This window comes from Halopseudomonas aestusnigri (assembly GCF_002197985.1).
GTDB lineage: Bacteria > Pseudomonadota > Gammaproteobacteria > Pseudomonadales > Pseudomonadaceae > Halopseudomonas > Halopseudomonas aestusnigri.
The window spans coordinates 1-17942 of sequence record NZ_NBYK01000012.1 but is presented as its reverse complement, the minus strand read 5'-3'; the positions used below and the strand labels follow the sequence as shown (position 1 = coordinate 17942).

General features: G+C 61.0%; 16 protein-coding genes and 1 pseudogene. 10 read left to right on the top strand and 7 right to left on the bottom strand.

Annotation, left to right across the window (positions count from 1 at the left end; translation table 11 throughout):
* Positions 1 to 476: 476 nt before the first annotated feature.
* From B7O88_RS14380 to B7O88_RS14365, 4 genes are all read right to left on the bottom strand, one after another.
* The gene (locus B7O88_RS14380) at positions 477 to 1040 is read right to left on the bottom strand and encodes a TetR/AcrR family transcriptional regulator (RefSeq protein WP_088276862.1); all 564 of its coding nucleotides are present in this window, start codon (positions 1038 to 1040) and stop codon (positions 477 to 479) included.
* Between the two features lie 30 nt (positions 1041 to 1070).
* Positions 1071 to 4169, bottom strand: coding sequence for an efflux RND transporter permease subunit (locus B7O88_RS14375; RefSeq protein ID WP_088276860.1), 3099 nt, complete (start codon positions 4167 to 4169; stop codon positions 1071 to 1073).
* Position 4170: 1 nt separating this feature from the next.
* Positions 4171 to 5283 (bottom strand): efflux RND transporter periplasmic adaptor subunit, encoded by a 1113-nt coding sequence (locus B7O88_RS14370; protein WP_088276858.1) that lies wholly within the window; start codon positions 5281 to 5283, stop codon positions 4171 to 4173.
* Between the two features lie 65 nt (positions 5284 to 5348).
* The gene (locus B7O88_RS14365; RefSeq protein ID WP_088276856.1) at positions 5349 to 6479 is read right to left on the bottom strand and encodes a thiolase family protein; all 1131 of its coding nucleotides are present in this window, start codon (positions 6477 to 6479) and stop codon (positions 5349 to 5351) included.
* Between the two features lie 229 nt (positions 6480 to 6708).
* Here B7O88_RS14365 and B7O88_RS14360 point away from each other — a divergent pair, with 229 nt between their 5' ends.
* From B7O88_RS14360 to B7O88_RS14350, 3 genes are read left to right on the top strand one after another with little or no spacing between them, the layout of a single operon-like run.
* A complete protein-coding gene (locus B7O88_RS14360; RefSeq protein ID WP_088276854.1) occupies positions 6709 to 7302 on the top strand; it encodes a TetR/AcrR family transcriptional regulator in 594 nt (197 codons plus the stop codon).
* A complete protein-coding gene (locus tag B7O88_RS14355) occupies positions 7292 to 8173 on the top strand; it encodes an alpha/beta hydrolase family protein (RefSeq protein WP_088276852.1) in 882 nt (293 codons plus the stop codon). The genes B7O88_RS14360 and B7O88_RS14355 overlap by 11 nt, the downstream gene beginning before the upstream one ends.
* 19 nt (positions 8174 to 8192) lie before the next feature.
* Entirely contained in the window at positions 8193 to 8624 is a 432-nt protein-coding gene (locus B7O88_RS14350; RefSeq protein WP_088276850.1) for a PaaI family thioesterase, read from the top strand.
* 676 nt (positions 8625 to 9300) lie between these two features.
* Here the strand turns inward: B7O88_RS14350 and B7O88_RS14345 are convergent.
* Positions 9301 to 9993 carry a type 1 glutamine amidotransferase domain-containing protein gene (locus tag B7O88_RS14345; RefSeq protein ID WP_088276848.1) on the bottom strand — a complete coding sequence of 231 codons (693 nt, stop codon included), beginning with the start codon at positions 9991 to 9993 and terminating at the stop codon, positions 9301 to 9303.
* A 143-nt stretch (positions 9994 to 10136) separates the two neighbouring features.
* Between B7O88_RS14345 and B7O88_RS14340 the strand changes: the two genes are divergently transcribed.
* From B7O88_RS14340 to B7O88_RS14330, 3 genes are read left to right on the top strand one after another with little or no spacing between them, the layout of a single operon-like run.
* Complete coding sequence (locus tag B7O88_RS14340) at positions 10137 to 10880, top strand: 5-oxoprolinase subunit PxpA (RefSeq protein ID WP_088276846.1); 744 nt, start codon at positions 10137 to 10139, stop codon at positions 10878 to 10880.
* Positions 10877 to 11575 (top strand): 5-oxoprolinase subunit PxpB, encoded by a 699-nt coding sequence (gene pxpB, locus B7O88_RS14335; protein WP_088276844.1) that lies wholly within the window; start codon positions 10877 to 10879, stop codon positions 11573 to 11575. Before B7O88_RS14340 ends, pxpB begins: the two co-directional genes overlap by 4 nt.
* On the top strand, positions 11572 to 12513 hold the full coding sequence (locus B7O88_RS14330) for a 5-oxoprolinase subunit C family protein (protein ID WP_088276842.1): 942 nt from the start codon (positions 11572 to 11574) through the stop codon (positions 12511 to 12513). Before pxpB ends, B7O88_RS14330 begins: the two co-directional genes overlap by 4 nt.
* A gap of 760 nt (positions 12514 to 13273) precedes the next feature.
* Here the strand turns inward: B7O88_RS14330 and B7O88_RS14325 are convergent.
* Together B7O88_RS14325 and B7O88_RS14320 are read right to left on the bottom strand one after the other, a co-directional pair.
* Positions 13274 to 13498 (bottom strand): DUF2798 domain-containing protein, encoded by a 225-nt coding sequence (locus tag B7O88_RS14325; protein ID WP_065335961.1) that lies wholly within the window; start codon positions 13496 to 13498, stop codon positions 13274 to 13276.
* Position 13499: 1 nt separating this feature from the next.
* On the bottom strand, positions 13500 to 13991 hold the full coding sequence (locus B7O88_RS14320; protein WP_088276840.1) for a DUF2938 domain-containing protein: 492 nt from the start codon (positions 13989 to 13991) through the stop codon (positions 13500 to 13502).
* Positions 13992 to 14073: 82 nt separating this feature from the next.
* On the opposite strand from B7O88_RS14320, the gene B7O88_RS14315 reads away from it, so the two are divergent.
* The 4 genes and pseudogenes from B7O88_RS14315 to B7O88_RS14305 all read left to right on the top strand — a co-directional run.
* Positions 14074 to 14508, top strand: coding sequence for a helix-turn-helix domain-containing protein (locus B7O88_RS14315; RefSeq protein WP_088276838.1), 435 nt, complete (start codon positions 14074 to 14076; stop codon positions 14506 to 14508).
* Between the two features lie 681 nt (positions 14509 to 15189).
* Positions 15190 to 16116: a toll/interleukin-1 receptor domain-containing protein gene (locus B7O88_RS14310; RefSeq protein WP_088276837.1), complete on the top strand. Its 927-nt coding sequence runs from the start codon at positions 15190 to 15192 to the stop codon at positions 16114 to 16116.
* Between the two features lie 96 nt (positions 16117 to 16212).
* The gene (locus B7O88_RS17825) at positions 16213 to 16977 is read left to right on the top strand and encodes a YrzE family protein (protein WP_140418587.1); all 765 of its coding nucleotides are present in this window, start codon (positions 16213 to 16215) and stop codon (positions 16975 to 16977) included.
* Positions 16978 to 17504: 527 nt separating this feature from the next.
* A pseudogene (locus B7O88_RS14305) lies at positions 17505 to 17942 on the top strand (reverse transcriptase domain-containing protein); the annotation flags it as partial.

The window sequence follows — 17942 nt, the reverse complement described above, 5'->3', positions numbered from 1 at the left end:
GGGGGGATCGCCAAGGGGGGCCGGGCAAGCGCCCCCCCTTGGCTCGCCGGAAAAGGCGAAAGGCAGAGTCAGCAACAGCACAATGCCGGAATGATGAACGCTAGAATGCATAGAGCAAAAAAGCCCCGCTGCTGCCAGCGTAATGCTGTTCACTTAAGCTTAGAAATCCAAGGCCCTCGGATTGCCCGCTACCGCGCGCTCGCGCTGTAGCAGGGCCCCTACGGACACGGCATGCCGTGTCCCTACTACGGAGTTGTGGTTATGGCATTCGTAGGGACGCGACACGTCGCGTCCGCAAGGCTCCGGGAGATGCAACATGCCCAAGCCTAATCCTGCAGCGGTTGTGTTCGCACGAGCACGACATGCCGTATCCGTCCAGCAGAACGCCTCCCTCAAGGCCGGTACAGCCCATGAAAAGGCCTAACTGAACAGCATTACGCTGCTGCCAGCGGGGCTTTTCATTTAGCACCTACGAATCAGGCCGACTCGGTCAGCGCTTTCAACTGCTCGCGAGTGCTGCTCAGCAGCTCGGCAGACAGGGCTTCATCCTTGACGCTACGCGACAGCATCAGGGCGCCGACCATCGCGGAAAGCACCAGCATGGCCTGCGCGCGGCTGTCGTCGCCTTCCAGCTTGCCGGCGATGTTAGCCAGCCGGTCCTGCACCACTTCATCGGTGATCTCGCTCTGCTGACCGCGCTGGCCCAGTTCGGCGGAGATGGTCGGCAACGGGCAACCCTGATCGGGGTTGGCCCGGTGGCCTTCGGACAGGTAGGTATCGAGCAGCGCAGCCAGCGGCACATCCGGCCCGGTGTGCATGGCCAGCGAGGCTTTCAGGCCATCGACTGCGTGGCGCAGGGCCTTTTCGACCAGCTCGTCCTTGGATTTGAAATGCGCGTAGAAACCGCCATGGGTCAGACCGAGCGCCTTCATCAACGGCTGCAGGCCGGTCGCACCGACGCCATCACGACGGAAGCGGCGCGCCGCTTCGTCGAGAATCAGCTGATGGGTTTTCGCCTTGTGATCTTCTGAATAGCGCATGCCGCCTCCCGTTGAATGCCAGTCATCATCTTACATCGAATGACCGGCCGCCGCCTCTGTCGATCCCGCTTCTGCCGACGAACGTGTCTGCCTGCCCAACACCAGCGCACAGAGCGCTGGCAGGAACAGCAAGGTCAGCAGTGTGCCCATGGTCACCCCGCCGATCAGCACGAATGCCAGCGACGACCAGAACACCGAGAAGGTCAGCGGCACGAACGCCAGCGCCGCCGCCAGCGCGGTCAGCACCACAGGCCGGGCACGCCGCACGGTCGCCTCGACGATGGCCTCGCGAACCGCCATTCCGGCGTGCTGGTTCTGCTGGATCTGGTCGGTAAAGATCAGCGTGTTGCGCATCAGAATGCCGCCGATACCGATCAGCGCCAGAATCGCGTTGAAGCCGAACGGCTGGTTGAACAGCAGCAGCGCCGGCACGGCCCCGATCAGGCCGAGGGGCGCGGTAGCGAAGACCATGAACATCAGCCCGAACGAGCGGACCTGGAACATGATCACCACCAGCATCAGCAGGATCATGATCGGGAACAGCACCGCCAGCGCCTTGTTGGCAATCGCGCTTTCCTCCACCGGCCCGCCGATGGTGATGTGATAGCCGGCCGGCAGGTTCTCGACGATATCGCCCAGATCCCGGTAGGCGGCCATCGCTGCATCCGGCGGCTGGGTCCCGGCAACGATGTCGGCGCGCACCTCGAAGGTCAGCTCGCGGTCACGGCGGCGTAGGATCGGGTCCTCCATGACCGGCTCGAACTGCCCGACCTGGCGCAGCGCAATGGCCTGACCGCCGTCATTGGTGATGGTCAGATCATCGATGCTGTCCAGGTTCTGGCGCTGCGTCTCGACTGCACGCACCACCACCGATACCGTGCGCGTGCCCTCGCGCACCTCGGTGATCGGGTTACCCGAGAGCAGCGCGTTGAGCTGCGACTTGACCTGGGCCGGGGTGAAGCCGAGCAGGCGCAGGCGGTCCTGATCCAGCACCAGCCGGTAGCTGCTGGCCTTCTCGCCCCAGTCGATAAAGGTATCGCGGGTCAGCGGATTGGCATCCACCCGCTCGCGCACCTGCTCGGCAATGGCACGCAGTGGCCCCAGCTCAGGCCCGCTGACGCGGAACACCACCGGGAACGGCACCGGCGGTCCGAACACCAGCTGAGTGACCCGCACCCGCGCCTCCGGGAACTCCCCGGCGCTGACCCGCTCACGCAGGCGCGCAATCAGCGCATCACGGTTCCCGGCGTCAGGCGTCTGCACGATCATCTTGGCAAAGGCGGCATCGGGCAGCTCCGGGTTGAGCGACAGGAAGAAGCGCGGTGCGCCGCCGCCCACGTAGGAGTCGACCATCAGGGTCTGCGGCTCGGCCATGATCGCCCGCTCGACCCGCTCCACCACCGCCTCGGTGTTCTTGAACGCGGTGCCCGGCGGCATGTAGACCTCGACGATGACCTCCGAGCGGTCGGAGTTCGGAAAGAACTGCTTGTTGACCAGCTTCATGCCCATCACGCAGAGCACGAAAGCCGCCAGCACAAGAGCGGTCACCAGCCAGCGCTGACGCACGCAGAACAGCACAGCGCCGCGCAGGCGCTGATAGACAGGGCCATCATAGAGGGCATCGTGGCCACCTGGCTTGGCGGCAATGTTCGGCAGCATCTTCACCCCGAGATACGGCGTGAACACCACGGCCACGACCCAGGAGGCAATCAGCGCAAAGCCGACAATCCAGAAAATGTTGCCGGCGTACTCTCCGGCACCGGAGCGGGCGAACCCCACCGGCAGAAAACCGATGATGGTGACCAGCGTGCCGGTCAGCATCGGCGCGGCGGTGGACGACCAGGCGTAGGTAGCGGCGCTCAGGCGGTCCATGCCTTCTTCCAGCTTCACCACCATCATTTCGATGGCAATAATGGCATCGTCCACCAGCAATCCGAGTGACAGGATCAGCGCGCCGAGGGTGATGCGATCGAACTCGCGGCCGGTCATCATCATCACCACAAACACCACTGCCAGTGTCAGCGGTACCGCTGCGGCCACCACCAGCCCGACCCGAAAGCCCAGCGCCACCAGGCTGACCAGCATCACCACAGCAAGCGCGACGAAGAACTTGAGCATGAACTCGTCTACCGCCTTGCGGATCTTGCTGGCCTGGTCCGAGACCTTGGTGAACTCGATGCCCAGCGGCAGATTCTGCCGGACCTGCGCCTCGTGCGCCTGCAGCGCACTGTCGAGGTCCAGCCCGTTGAAGTGCTTCTCCATGATCACGCCGAGCATCAATGCCGACTCACCCTGATGGCGAATGCGATAGCTCGGCGGATCTTCATAGCCCTGCCGCACCTCGGCCACATCAGCGATGCGCAAGACCCGGCCGTTGGCGACTACCGGTACGTTTTCGATCTGCTCCAGACTGTCGAACGCGCCATCAAGACGGATATAGGCCCGCGGCCCGGCGGTTTCCACCGAGCCGGACGGCGCCACTGCGTTCTGCCGAGCCAGGGCGGTAAAGATCTGCTCCGGCGTCAGCCCCAGGGTTGCCAGCCGCTGATAGGAGAACTCGACGTAAATGCGTTGCGCCTGTTCTCCGAGGATGTTGACCTTCTTCACCCCCGGCAGCTGCAGAAAGTCCTGACGCATGCGCTCGGCCAGCTGCACCAGCTGGCGGTGTGGCAGTTGCCCGGCCTCCAGCGCGTAGAGTGCGAAGTAAACGTCGTTATATTCATCGTTGAAGAACGGGCCGGCGACGCCATCGGGCAGCTTGCTGGCTTCATCGCTCAGCTTCTTGCGCGTCTGGTAAAACAGTTCGGGCACCAGCGCCGGCGGGGTGGAATTGAGAAACTGCACCTTCATCGACACGAAACCCGGCTGCGCGGTGGTCTCCACCCGGTCGTAGTAGTCCAGCTCCTGCAGCCGCTTTTCCAGCCGATCAGCGACCTGCTCCTGCATTTCCCAAGCAGTCGCACCCGGCCAGACGGCGGTGATGGTCATCACCTTGACGGTAAACGAAGGGTCTTCAGCCCGGCCCAGCTTGCTGAAGGCAAAGGCCCCGGACAGCAGTACGGCGATGATCAGAAACAGCGTGACGGCCGGGTTGCGGACCGCCAGCGCAGACAGATTGAAACGGCTCATGTCAGAGGCTCCGCGCGGTTTCAGTCCCGGCCAGCTGGCCCTCCGGCAACGGCTTCACCGCATCCCCCTCATGCAGCAGGTGCGCGCCCAGCGCCACCACCCGCTGACCATCCTCAAGACCACCGCTGATCACGGCGAACTCCTGTCCGAGTCGCGCGACCTCAACCGGGGAAAAACGCACCCGATTATCCGCGTCGATAACCCAGACGCCGGTACCGGCGCCCTGATCCAGCAGCGCGCCGAGCGGCACCTGCAGCTGCGGCGTACTCTGGCTGTCCTGCAGGCGAATGCTCACGGTCGAGCCAATCGGCAGCAGCTCGCCCGTGGTATCAAGCACATAGCGCGCGCGGTAGGTGCGGGTGACCGGATCAGCCACCGCCGACAATTCACGCAGGGTCGCGCCAATGGGTGTATCGGGTTGCCCGAACAGATACGCCTGGGCCGGGCTGTCGGCCAGCGCACGCTGGGTTTCCGGAATGCTGATCACTGCCTCGCGGGCGCCGCTATGGGCCAGCTGGGCGACCACCTGACCGGCAGCCACCACCTGCCCCTGATCTGCCAGCACCTCGGTAATCACCCCATCGGCGTCGGCGGTCAGGGTGGAATAGCCGCGGCGGTTTTCCACCTGGGCGGCGTCGGCGCGGGCCGAGGCCAGATTGGCTTCGGCGACGCGCAGTTCGGTCGCCAGTTGATCGTAGGCCTGACGGGAGACGGCGCCGTTATCTGCCAGCTGGCGATAGCGCTGCTCGTCGTTCTGCAGCTGGCGCACCGACGCCTCGGCCGAACGCACGCGCTGCCGGGCAGCGCGCAGGGCCAGCTCGAAATCGTCCACATCCAGCACCAGCAGCACATCCCCGCGCTTGACCCGGTCGCCGGGATCGACACGCCGCTCGATCACCTCACCGGCGACGCGGAAACCCAGCTCGCTTTCGGTGCGGGCAGCAACAACGCCGGTAAACAGGGCACCATCACGGGTAACCGGGTGGACCTCCATCGACAGCACCAGCCGCGCCGGGGCCTCGCTGTTGTCGGCAACGGGTGCCGCTTCCTCGCGGCATCCGAGCAATCCACCCAGAATTCCTACCAGCACGGCCAGTTTGGCTGCGGACCTCATGTGTTCTCCCTGCGGGCCAACTGGCCCAATTCAATTGTTATTGCTTTATACCGAGACGCATGGCGCTAAATGGCTTCCAGCAGCGTCGCTACCCCCTGACCACCGGCAATGCACTGGGTGGCCACCGCATAGCGGCCGCCGGTGCGCTTGAGCAGCGCCGCCGCCTTGCCGGTGATGCGGGCACCGGTCGCACCCAGCGGATGCCCCAGCGCCAGCGCGCCGCCATCCAGGTTGACGCGCTCCAGCGGCATGCCCAGTTCCCGCAGGCAAGCCAGTGACTGACTGGAAAACGCCTCGTTGATTTCCATCAGGTCGACATCATTGATTGTCAGACCGCCGCGGGCAAGTACTTTACGCGTCGCCTCGACCGGCCCCATGCCCATGATCTCAGGTGCGCAGCCACCCACCGCGGTGGCCTTGATGCGCGCCAGCATCGGCAGATTGTGGCGCCGGACAAAGTCTTCGGTGCAGACCAGCACAGCGGCGCTGCCGTCGGTCAGCGGCGAAGAGGTACCGGCGGTGACAACCCCGCCAAAGGCCGGTTTCAGGCCAGCCAACGCCTCCATGCTGGTCCCCGGTCGGATGCAGCCGTCTTCGCTGACCACCCCGTCCGGCGTCGTCACCGGCACGATCTCATCGGCCAGCAGGCCCTCGTCACGCGCCTTGGCGGCCTTGCTGTGCGACAGCACCGCCAGCGCATCCTGATCCTCGCGGCTCACATCAAACCGCCGCGCCACTTCCTCGGCGGTATGCCCCATCGCCATGTAGATCTCGGGAAATTCCTGCAGCAGGGTCGGATTGGGCGAGGGGGTAAAGCCGCCCATCGGCACCCGGGTCATCGACTCGACCCCGGCGGCGATATAGGCCTCACCGGCGCCGAGCAGCAGTTGCCCGGCGGCAAAGTGGATCGCGGTCATCGACGACCCGCAGAAGCGGTTCACCGTCACGCCGCCCAGCGTCTCCGGGAAGCCGGCACGGAAGCTGGCAATACGCGCGACATTGGTGCCCTGTTCACCCTCGGGATAGGCGCAACCCATGATCACGTCTTCCAGCAGGGCAGGGTCCAGATCGAGCTTTTCCACCAAGCCACGCAGCACCTGTGCGGCCAGATCATCCGGGCGCAGATTGATCAGCCCACCCTTGCGGGCGAACTGAAACGGGGAACGCAGATAACCGGCGATGACGATGGAGGTCATGGCATTGCTCCTTGGGGCAAGAGGGCGCTGACGCCTTTTTGAATTACGATCATAATTTAAATGGACCAACTTAAATGTCAACCATAATTTAAAGACGCAAAGGGCGTTGTTTGCCGACACGTTTTGCGTTGGGTCATGGCATGCCGTGACCGGCAGGAGAGCTAAACGCTTGTCGCCTGGCCATACATCACGCTTTACTCTATAGACCGATCGGTCTATAACTAGCGCCATGAGTAAAGAAGATAGCCGCTACATCCTCGTCAAAACCATGCAGAGCGCCTTGCAAAGCAAGGGACTGCACGGCGTTGGCCTGAACGAGATCCTGAAAACCGCCGGACTGCCGAAGGGCAGCCTGTATTACCACTTTCCCGGCGGCAAGGAAGAGTTGGCGCTGGCCGCCATTGCCAACGCCGAGCAGGAGATGTCGCGGTTTCTGGAGCAGCTGTTTGCCCGCTTCGATGACCCGCTTGAGGCACTTGCCGCCTGGATCGACAGCGCGCTGCAGCGTATCGCCGCCAGCCGCTTCAAGCTCGGCTGCCCGCTGGCCGCCGCCGCGCTGGACTGTTCGCCCGAGGACACCGATCTGCTGCTCGCGCTGAACGGCGCGTTCGGCAACCTGCGCGACCTGCTGACCCGACAGATCAGCCGCGCCGGCTTCCCCGCCGAGGCCGCCGCCGATCTCGCCGTGCTGGTGCTGACCAGCTACGAGGGCGGTCTGATGATGGCCCGCGCTGCCGGCAGTACCGACCCGATCGAGCGTTCGTTTCGCGCCCTGCTCAGCCACGTTCGCCTGCAACAAAAGGAGTTTGCCAATGGCCACTGAATCGCTCGCCCCGCAAGGCCTGACCCTGACCGCCGCCGACGGCTACCAGCTCGGCGCCACCCTGTACCCGGCCAGCGAGCCACGCGGGCAGATTCTGGTCGGCAGCGCCACCGGTGTGCCGCAGGGCTTCTACCGCCGCTTTGCCGAGTTTGCCGCCAGCAACGGCTTCACCACCCTGACGCTGGATTACCGCGGCATCGGCGCCTCGGCCCCGGCCAGCCTCAAGGGCTTCGAGATGGACTATCTGGACTGGGCCGACAAGGACCTCGCCGCCGGCGTCGACTATCTCGGCCAGCAGGATCTGCCGCTGTATCTGGTCGGCCACTCGTTCGGCGGTCATGCCTTCGGCCTGCTGCCCAACCGCGACGCCATTCACGCCGTCTACACCTTCGGCACCGGCGCCGGCTGGCACGGCTGGATGCCCAAGGGCGAGCGCCGCAAGGTGCAGGTCATGTGGAATCTGGTGCTGCCGCTGATTGTGGCCATCAAGGGCTATCAGGCGTGGAACTGGCTGGGCCTCGGCGAAGACCTGCCCAAGGGCGTGTACCGCGACTGGAAACACTGGTGCCGCTATCCGCGCTACTTCTTTGAAGACCCGAAGATGGCTTGGCTGACCGAGCACTTTGCCGCCGTGCGCACACCGATTGTCGGCGCCGTTTCGCTCGACGACCTGTGGGCCGGCCCCGAGTCGCGCGACGCCTTTATGAGCGCCTTCAGCGGCGCTGCTTACCAACCACGGGATATCGACCCCAAGGCGCTCGGCCTCAAGCCACTGGGCCACATGGGTTACTTCCGCCCCTACGCCGAACCGCTCTGGCGCGACGCGCTGGAGTGGTTCGCCAGCCAACCCCGGGCTGCCGCTGCGGCCTGATCGACTCAAGGAACACGCAATGAACCCGAAAGAAATGACCGGCCTGCAAATCATGCAAGCCGCCGCCGCTGGCCATATGCCGATTGCCCCGATTGCCAAAACCATCCCCATGCAGGTCAAGCTGGCCGAAGAGGGCCGCGTGGTGTTTGAAGCCACCGCCGACGAAAGCCACACCAACCCGCTCGGCGGCGTGCATGGTGGCTTTGCCGCCACCGTCATGGACTCGGTTACCGGCTGCTCCGCGCACACCACCCTGGGCGCGGGCGAAGGCTACGGCACCATCGAGCTGAACGTGAAAATGTGCAAACCGGTGCCGTTCAACAAAACGCTGATCGCCGAAGGCAAGGTCATCAACAAAACCCGCCGCCTGATCATCAGCGAAGGGTATCTGCGCGACGAAAGCGGCTCGCTGTATGCCTACGCCACAGCGACCAATATGATTCTCAGCTGATAGCGGCAAGCGGCAAGCGGCAAGCGGCAAGCGGCAAGCGGCAAGGATGGTGTCGTCGCAAGGGCCGAGCTTCAACTCGGCCGCACGAACAGACATCAGGCATCCGGGTGCTCAAGGCACTTCGTTCCACCACCTGATGTTGGAGTGTGCACTGATTGTCGTCCCGTTTACGCGGGCGAGTAGCGCAGGCTTGGCGGGAAAAAGAGCGGCAGCATGTCTGAGGCTCGAAGAGCCGAGTTCTGCCGATCCCCGCCAAGCCGAGCAACGCAGCGAACCCGAAGGGCCGCGTAGCCGGGTGCCCCGGGGATTCAGGGAAGCGCTAACCCATTTCATACGCCCTCTGCGAGTGATCCAGCATGCAGATGCAAGGCGCGATGTGCAGCCAATAGTGGTTCTATTGGCAAGCAGCGCAACGCTGTCAGATGCGTGCTTGAGCGCTCGCCCTACGGGGCTCTCAGGCCGGTCCGCACTCTGCGTTGTGATTTCTCGACAGGTCCCGACATGCCTTCGAAACCACGCCTTGATTGCGGACCGGCCTGAGCGCCAGAGGGCATGTGAAGTGGGTTAGCGCTTCCCTTTGGGGGGCTGGGCAAGCAGCCCCCCCTTGGCTCGCCGTAAAGGGCGAAAGGCTGACTCGGCAGCAGCTCCATCTAAGAGCCCACCACCAATCAACCCGTCACACCCCCGGCAATACCTTCAACAGCGTCAGCAGCTCACGCGCCGCCTTCTCGGATGACGCCGGGTTCTGGCCAGTCACCAGCAGGCCATCCACCAGCACATACTCGCCCCAGTCCTCGCCTTTGCTGTAGACGCCGCCCTTGTCCTTCAGCGCGTCTTCCAGCAGCAGGGGCACCACATCGCTCAGGCCTACCGCGTCCTCCTCCGCATTCGAGAAGCCGGTTACCCGCTTGCCGCCAACCAGTGGTTCGCCGTCAGCCGCCCGGGCATTGAGCAGCACCACCGGCGCATGACACACCGCGCCGATAGGCTTGCCTGCGCGGGAAAAGGCATTGAGCAGTGCCACCGAATCCGGATTGTTGTGCAAATCCCACAGCGGGCCGTGGCCGCCGGGATAGAACACCGCATCGAAGTCGTCTGCTGAAACCTCACTCAGTTTCACCGTCTGTGACAGCTGCGCCTGAGCGGCGCTGTCGGCGTCAAACCGTTTGGTCGCCTCGGTCTGCGCGTCCGGCTCGGCGCTTTTCGGGTCCAGCGGTGGCTGGCCGCCCTTGGGCGAGGCCAGAGTGATTTCGGCACCGGCATCGCGCAGCACGTAATAGGGCGCGGCAAACTCCTCCAGCCAGAAGCCGGTTTTATGGCCGGTATCGCCAAGCTTGTCGTGTGAGGTGAGAACCATGAGAATCTTCATATCGCTCCTCTCTACAATCGATGAACCAACGGCTGTGACGCGAAAGCGCGCCAGACAGCATGAATACACAGTAAATCCGGCAGCAATCGACGCAAATGGTTCATTCTCGCCGCGCCGGTGACAGCACAGGACAACCAGCAACCATGCAGCCGCTACAACTCAACTGCGACATGGGCGAAAGCTTCGGCGCCTGGACCATGGGCATGGACGAGGCCGTCATGCCGCATGTGCACAGTGCCAACATCGCCTGCGGCTTTCACGCCTCCGACCCGTCCACCATGCGCCGCACCGTCGCGCTGGCGGTGCAGCACGGCGTGCGCATCGGCGCCCATCCGGCCTACCCGGATCTGGTCGGTTTTGGCCGCCGCTCGATGGCCTGTTCCGCGCAGGAAGTGGAAGACCTGCTGCTCTACCAGCTCGGCGCACTGGACGGCATCTGCCGCGCCGAAGGCGCCAGCCTCAGCTACGTCAAACCCCACGGCGCGCTGTACAACGACATGATGAAGCAGCCCGCGCTGCTCACCGCGGTGATGCGCGCCGTCGCCCGCTTCAACCCGCAGCTGCCGCTGATGCTGCTGGCCCGCCGCGACAACAACGAGGCCGAGCAACTGGCCGCGGAGCAGGGCATCGGCCTGCTGTTTGAAGCCTTCGCCGACCGTGGCTACGACCCGGACGGCTATCTGCTGCCGCGCAACCAGCCCGGCGCCGTGCACCACGACCCGGAACGCATTCTGGCCCAGGCACTGAGCTTTGCCCGGGGCGAACCGATCACCGCCAGCGACGGCAGCCAGCTGACCCTGCGCGCCGACAGCCTCTGCGTGCACGGTGACAACGCCGAATCGGTCGCCGTGGTCGCCCGCATCCGCGCCGCACTGGACGCCCTGTGAACCTGCGCATCGAGAGCGCAGCCATCGACAGCCTGATGGTGCGCCTGTTCGATCAGATCGACGAAGCCAACATGCCCTGGCTGATGGCCGCCGCAGAAAACCTGCGCCAAGCCTTCGGCGCGCAGCTGATCGATCTGGTGCCGTCCTACACCACCTTGCTGCTGCACTACGACCTGCACGCCCTGAGCGAAAGCGACGCCATCGCGCTGATCCACAGCAGCCTGCACAACCTGCAGCCGCTGACGAATGAGACCGGCACCCTGCACGCCATCCCGGTCTGGTATCACCAGAGCGTCGGCCCCGAACTGACCACCATCGCCCAACGCGCCGGGCTAAGCCCCGAGCAGGTGATCGAGCAGCACTGCAGCCGCGACTACCCGGTTTTCACCCTCGGCTTCGCGCCCGGGTTTGCCTACATGGGGCTGGTGGATGAAGCGCTCGCCTCGGCCCGCCTCGCCACCCCGCGCCAGCGCGTACCCAAGGGCAGCGTCGGCATCGCCGAACGCCAGACCGCCATCTACCCGCTGACCTCACCCGGCGGCTGGAACCTGATTGGGCGCTGCCCGCTGACCCTGTTCAGTGCCGAGCGCGGCAGCCTGCTGCAACCCGGCGACCGGGTGCGCTTTGTCTCCATCGACCACGCCGAATTTATCCGCCTGGGCGGGGACGACACCGTGATGGAGGCCAGCGCATGATCGAGCTGCTGGTCGAACACAGCCTCGGCTTTGCCCAGCTGCAGGACGGCGGCCGCTTTGGCGTGCGCCATCTGGGCATCACCCAGGGCGGCGCGCTGGACTGGGTCGCCATGCAGCAGGCAAACTGGCTGCTCGGCAACACAGCAGACGCCGCCGTGATCGAAATCCCCCTTGGCGGCCTGCAACTGCGCGCACAAACCAGCGGCTGGCTGGCGCTGACCGGCGCCGATCTGGATGCAAAACTCGACGATCAGCCACTGGCACCCGGTCAGGCATTCCAACTGCGCCACGGCCAGACCCTGCGGTTCAACAGCCCCAAGCGGGGCGTACGCGCCTACCTCGCCACCCCCGGCGGCTTTGCGGCAGACCCGGTGATGGGCGCCGTCGCCACCGTCATGCGCAAACAGCTCGGCGGCTTGCACGGCAATGGCCGCGGCCTGCACAACGGCGACCGCCTGCAGGGCAACGCCAGCGATGCCACCCCCAGAACCCTGCCCGCAGGCGCACTCTGGTATCCGGGCAATGAGGTCGTGCTCGACCTGATCCCCGGCGCACAAATCGCCGCCTTCGCCGGAGTCAGCCTGTTCGCCGCCTTCAACCAGGTCTGGACCCTCGACCAGCGCGCCGACCGCATGGGCATGCGCCTCACCGGACCCGCGCTGCGCTATCAGGGCCAGGCCCTGATCTCCGAAGGCATCCCCCTCGGCGCCGTGCAGGTGCCGCCCGACGGCCAGCCGATCATCCTCATGAACGACCGCCAGACCATCGGTGGCTATCCGCGCCTCGGCGCGGTCACACCGCTGTCGCTGGCGCGGCTGGCGCAGTGTGCGCCGGGGCAAAAGGTGAGGTTAAGGGTGGTAAGTCAGGAGGCCGCGAGGCGGGAGATGCTGAACGTTATCAGCGCCCTGCAAGCACAGGGCGCATCATTCGGGTCGTAGGGTGGACAAAAGCGCAGCGTTGTCCACCAAGCGGCATCTGACGCAGCGCGGAGTTGAGGCATATTTTGATCGCTCCCACGCCACCTCGTTCGTAGGGCCACGGCATGCCGTGGCCGTAATGCTTCGACCATCGCAACGTTGCTCAACATTTGCGGCGCCGTCCTGCTCGCCTTTCGCCTTTTACGGCGAGCCAAAGGGGGCCGCTTGCCCGGCCCCCCCAAAGGGAAGCGCCAACCCATTTCACACGCCCTCTGCGAGTGCTAAAGCATGCAGATGCAAGGCGCGATGTGCAGCCAATAGTGGTTCTATTGGCAAGCAGCGCAACGCAGTCAGATGCATGCTTGAGCGCTCGCCCTACGGGGCGTTCAGGCCGGTCCGCACTCTACGTTGTGATTTCTCGACAGGTCCCGACATGCCATCGAAACCACGCCTTGATTGCGGACCGGCCTGAGCGCCAGAGGGCATGTGAAATGGGTTAGCGCTTCCCTGAATCCCCCGAGCACCCGGCTACGCGGCCCTTCGGGTTCGCTGCGTTGCTCGGCCTGACGGGGAACCGTAAAACTCGGCGCCTCGCGCCTCAGACACCCTACGGTTCTTTTTCCCGGCAGCCCTGCGCTACTCGCCCGCGTAAACGGGACTGGGGTCCGTGCATTCGCCACGCACTCAATCGTAGGGTGGAGAAAAGCGCAGCGTTGTCCACCAAGCGGCATCTGACGCAACGCGGAGCTCGGGCATGCGCCGTCCGACGCTCCACCACCACTCACACCGTCAACCACCCCACCAGCCGCCGCACCCAAGGCGCCACCAGCGTCACCGTCGGAAACGCCACCGGCCAGGTCAACGCGCAGCTCCTCAGCCACGCCGCAACAAAGTGCTCATCAAAGCCTTGGGTGACCGCAATCACAAAGGCCGACACCAAGGTCACCATGATCGCCGACAGCAACGCGCCAAATACAATTGGGGCAAAACGGGCAGGAATAGCCATGTCAGACTCCTTTAAAAGCATTGAGAAGCAGCGCTGAGCCATACAGGCCCAAACCAAACACGCTATGGGTGATCAGACTCTGCACGCGCGCAGCATTCGGGCGCGGCGTGCGACTGGCGGCAATGCCGGCACCCATGCCGGGCTGCATCAGCAAAAAGGGCGCCGCCACCGTCACGACGCCCCACGCCAAGGCGGGCAATACCGTTGGCTGACGAAGCCACTCAGCTCCGCACATCGCCACCAGCAACAGCGCAAATACCACCCCGATCAGGTAATGCGCGCCCCAGCCAAGCAAAGCTTCCGCCGGGATCGGTCGGGCAGCGGCAATGCGCTCATGCCGAAAGCGCCCATGCGCCATATGCCCCAACCAACGCCCCACCAACCCATAGTCCGCCGGCGGAATCCCCAGCAGCTGTTTACGCACCAGCCCCCAGCCGTCCATCACCAGCGTCGCGCCCGTGCCAATGGCAATCGCACTCAATATTTCATTCATTTTCTGCCTCCTGTGAGTTGCCCTGGACGGGCAGAAAATGCACGATGCCACTTAAAGTCGACTTTAAGTCAAGGGCGCGAATATGGACATCAACGAGGTCTCGAAAGCATCCGGCCTGCCGGCCTCAACGCTGCGGTATTACGAAGAAAAGGGCCTGATCAAATCGATTGGCAGGCGCGGCCTGCGCCGGGCATTTAACCCGCGGGTACTACAGCAGCTGGGATTGATCGCGCTGGGCCGCGCGGCGGGGTTTTCACTGGATGAGATTGCGCAGATGTTCTCGCCAGACGGCCGCCCCGAGATTGATCGCGAGCGGCTGTCCAGCCGAGCCGACGCGCTGGACCGCAAGATCCGCCAACTCAGCAACCTGCGCGACGGCCTGCGCCACGCCGCCGCCTGCTCAGCGCCCAATCACCTGGAGTGTCCGAAGTTTTGTCGTTTGATGGATGCGGCGGCGATGGCGGCGAAAGGTAAGAAGACGCGAAAGAGTAAGGTGAGCCCGCCGGAGGGGGTGTGAGCTTAGACGCTCCGTCGGGTCACGGATTACCAGAACCGGGCTGCCTCCACCACCACGTAAATGTCGCCTTTAGAGCTGCTCCGTAACTCGTCTTTCGCCTTTTACGGCGAGCCAAGGGGGCTGCATGCCCAGCCCCCCTTAGCGATCCCCCTGGGCACCCGACTACGCGGCCCTTCGGGTTCGCTGCGTTGCTCGGTCTGACGGGGAGTCATAAAACTCGGCTCTACGAGCCTCAGACATCCTATAACTCTTTTTCCCGTCAGCCCTGCGCTACTCGCCCGCGTAAACGGGACTGGAGTCCGTGCATTCGCCACGTTCGCAGATGCGGGCAAAGCCGCGCTACTTCACCTAACCTTTAGGCTAATTCAGGGTTGGCAAACGCGGCGTGTAGTAGCACTATCAAATCACCGCACTTCTCGCGGCCCCGTCAGGAGGCATGGATGCTACATAGACTCGACACACTTCACCTCGAATACCCGATAGCACCCTCACCCGCGTGCAAGCCTTCGCCGTCGACCAGTGGAGCATTAAACCTCGCGCGGTTTAACGTTCAGAACTCATGCGAGATAGCCGCTAATCCATTGAAATATAAGAAAATATAAGATCGCCTCATCCGGCGTTATGCCGCGTATTAAAGTTAGCGCGATCTAATCACTGTTATGTGGGAAAGGAGGCTTCGCGGTGAAGGTATTAGACAGAATTCATCTCATTGACCGAATTGGCCGCGAGCTTCAGTCGAGGATGACTTTCTCTGACATCGATGTTTATCTCGGAGCCTACGGCATTGACTGCAAGGATTTCCAACCGAGCGCAAATAGCAAGTGGGTTTACGTCAAGGAGCTATTGGCTGACGCGAGCGAAGATTTGGTACTCAGAATCGCGGATGAATTGGAGCTAGAACACGCGTATTCATTCAGCGCCCCCAAAGAGGCTACGTTTTGGAAAGTTGGGCATTTCAGGTTGTTTTTAAGTCACCTGGCCTCCTTCAAGGTAAAGACTGGTCAACTCCAACATGCACTACGAAATTACGCCATATCAGGGTTCGTGGCGCACGAGGACATTGAGCCTAGCAAGGAGTGGCAAATCGAAATAGAAGCGGCATTGCAAACAATGGATGCCATGGTTTGCCTGTTAATGCCAGGCTTTAAAGAAAGCAATTGGTGTGATCAGGAGGTTGGCGTTGCCGTCGGCCGTGACATACTAATTATTCCGGTTCGAAGAGGCCTAGATCCGTACGGCTTTATTGGTAAATACCAGGGAATACAGGCAGTTAATAAAACCGTTGCCCAGGTGGCTGAGGAAATATTCAATACAATCATAAAATCGCCAAAGACACGGGCGAAAATGATTCGCTGTATTTCAAATGTCATCTCTCAGTCAACTGAAGTAGACCATGCGCTAGAAAAGATAGCTCTTCTTCAAGAGCAACCGGATATACCAAAAGATTCGCTCGAAAGCCTACGTAGCGAAGTCAGTGGCAATCAGGTGCTCACTAAATCTACAGCTTTCGTGAAAGAGCTGAACGGTCTCTTTGCCAAACATGGGGTTGAAAATATCCCGGTAGGGGGCACACAAGAACCTGAGTGGGACGATGATATCCCGTTCTAATTTCCACATAACCAGTGGCTGTTGGCGGACGCGCCTTCGCTGCGCTTCAGCACGCCGCAAAGCCAAGCGTTATGCATTTAATGATATGAGGCTATCGTGAGACATTCCCACGACATAGTTGCAGGTACTCTTATTGGACTTGCAGCCCTGCTTGTTTACTATTTTTCTGCGCTAGCAATTGCAGAAGAGGTTTTACCGAAAACCTACGATTATGCATTTAACCTTGCAATATATATTGCTGCGGCCTTTTCTGGCGCTTGGTTTGCATTTCAACTTCAAAACCGGAAAGCCAGAAAAGATACTGACGCACGCGAGGTAGCTGCTGCAAATAACGCAATATTTGAGCTTTCTAGGTGGTACAACAAGCTTCATGTATTTAAAAAGCAATTTATTGACGCGCATCGAAACAATCCAATGCGGCATTTTTTAATTCTGCCAGCTGCAGGAATGTCTTTGGGCCAGCCAAAAATTGACTACGAATCTATTTCTTTCATATTTAGGTCTTCTAATCCCAACATTCTCGGAACTATATCTTTAGCAGAGCAAGAAGTTGCCTCTACAATTGATGTAATAAATCAACGTTCGAAATTCCATGTAGAAGAGCTGCAACCTGTTGTTGAGCAGCTGGAGAAACACTTTGGTCCTTCATTACCAGGTGCAGATTTGGAGGAGGAGTTTGGCAAAAAAAATACTCAAGTACTTAAAATGCTGACAGACTGCTTGGTGGAAGGAGTAGACGCGTCGATATCAGCTCTACGTGAGAACATCGATAAATTAAAGGCTGAAACGGAGTCTATGCATCCAGGTCATGCTGTTATAGGGATGATCGATCCCCCTTCGGTATCTGCAGCTGCTCAGTGATAATTTCTAGTATAGGCATTCAAGCACGCTCGTTTCACTCGCTGGGACCGGTGTACCGCCCCCCTTAATTTCGCGCTAGAAAACTTTATCGCACGCTATAGCAAACATTAATTCGAGTCGCTAGAAAATCGCGAAGAAAACGGTACTATTGAGAGCCAAGTGAAGATAGCTATGAACCATGAAATTCGAGACAAACGGAAATATTGAAAATCGAGAACGAGTCACTACTGGTCCTGCGCGAGAAAGCGGACAGCCTTTAATTCTATAGCTATATTAAGCAATGCCATGGCGAAGCCTAGCCCCGACAACGTACCATCAATGTTACTTTTTGCTTGAATGTCATGCCATTACGATATAAATTGGATTTGGCTCACATGCAGATTTGTTGGTTGCGCTTCGCAACCTGTGACAACATTGTCTGAATGACTCGCCTTCTCGGATTGCTCCATATTGCTTTCCGGAATTACTCGCTAGCGGCGCGTAAGAGTGCATGTGAGCCATTTTTCTTTGAATGAGAAGAGTATAATTTGATTCATAGAAGAAACTATTTATTACTCAAGCAGGCTAAAACCAAACCTGAATTAGCCTCAATACTGGGCGTTTCTGCTTCTTTCCTTACCAGGGTGTTGTATAAGCCAGGTGTAAAGTCACACGTAAACTCGCATTACCATCAATTTGAGATTGCCAAGAAATCAGGCGGTATCAGGATAATCAATGCGCCATCAGATGAATTGAAAGACTTGCAGCGCAAACTGTCTGATTTGCTCTTGGACTGTAAAGCTGTTATTTACCTTGACAACAAAGTTGAATGCACTCTCTCACATGGATTTGAAAGAGAAAGATCTATTATAACGAATGCTCGCGTTCATCGAGCCAAAAAAAATGTATTGAATTTGGATTTAGCGGATTTCTTTGGAAGCTTCAACTTTGGTAGAGTGCGTGGTTTTTTTATTGCAAATAGATAC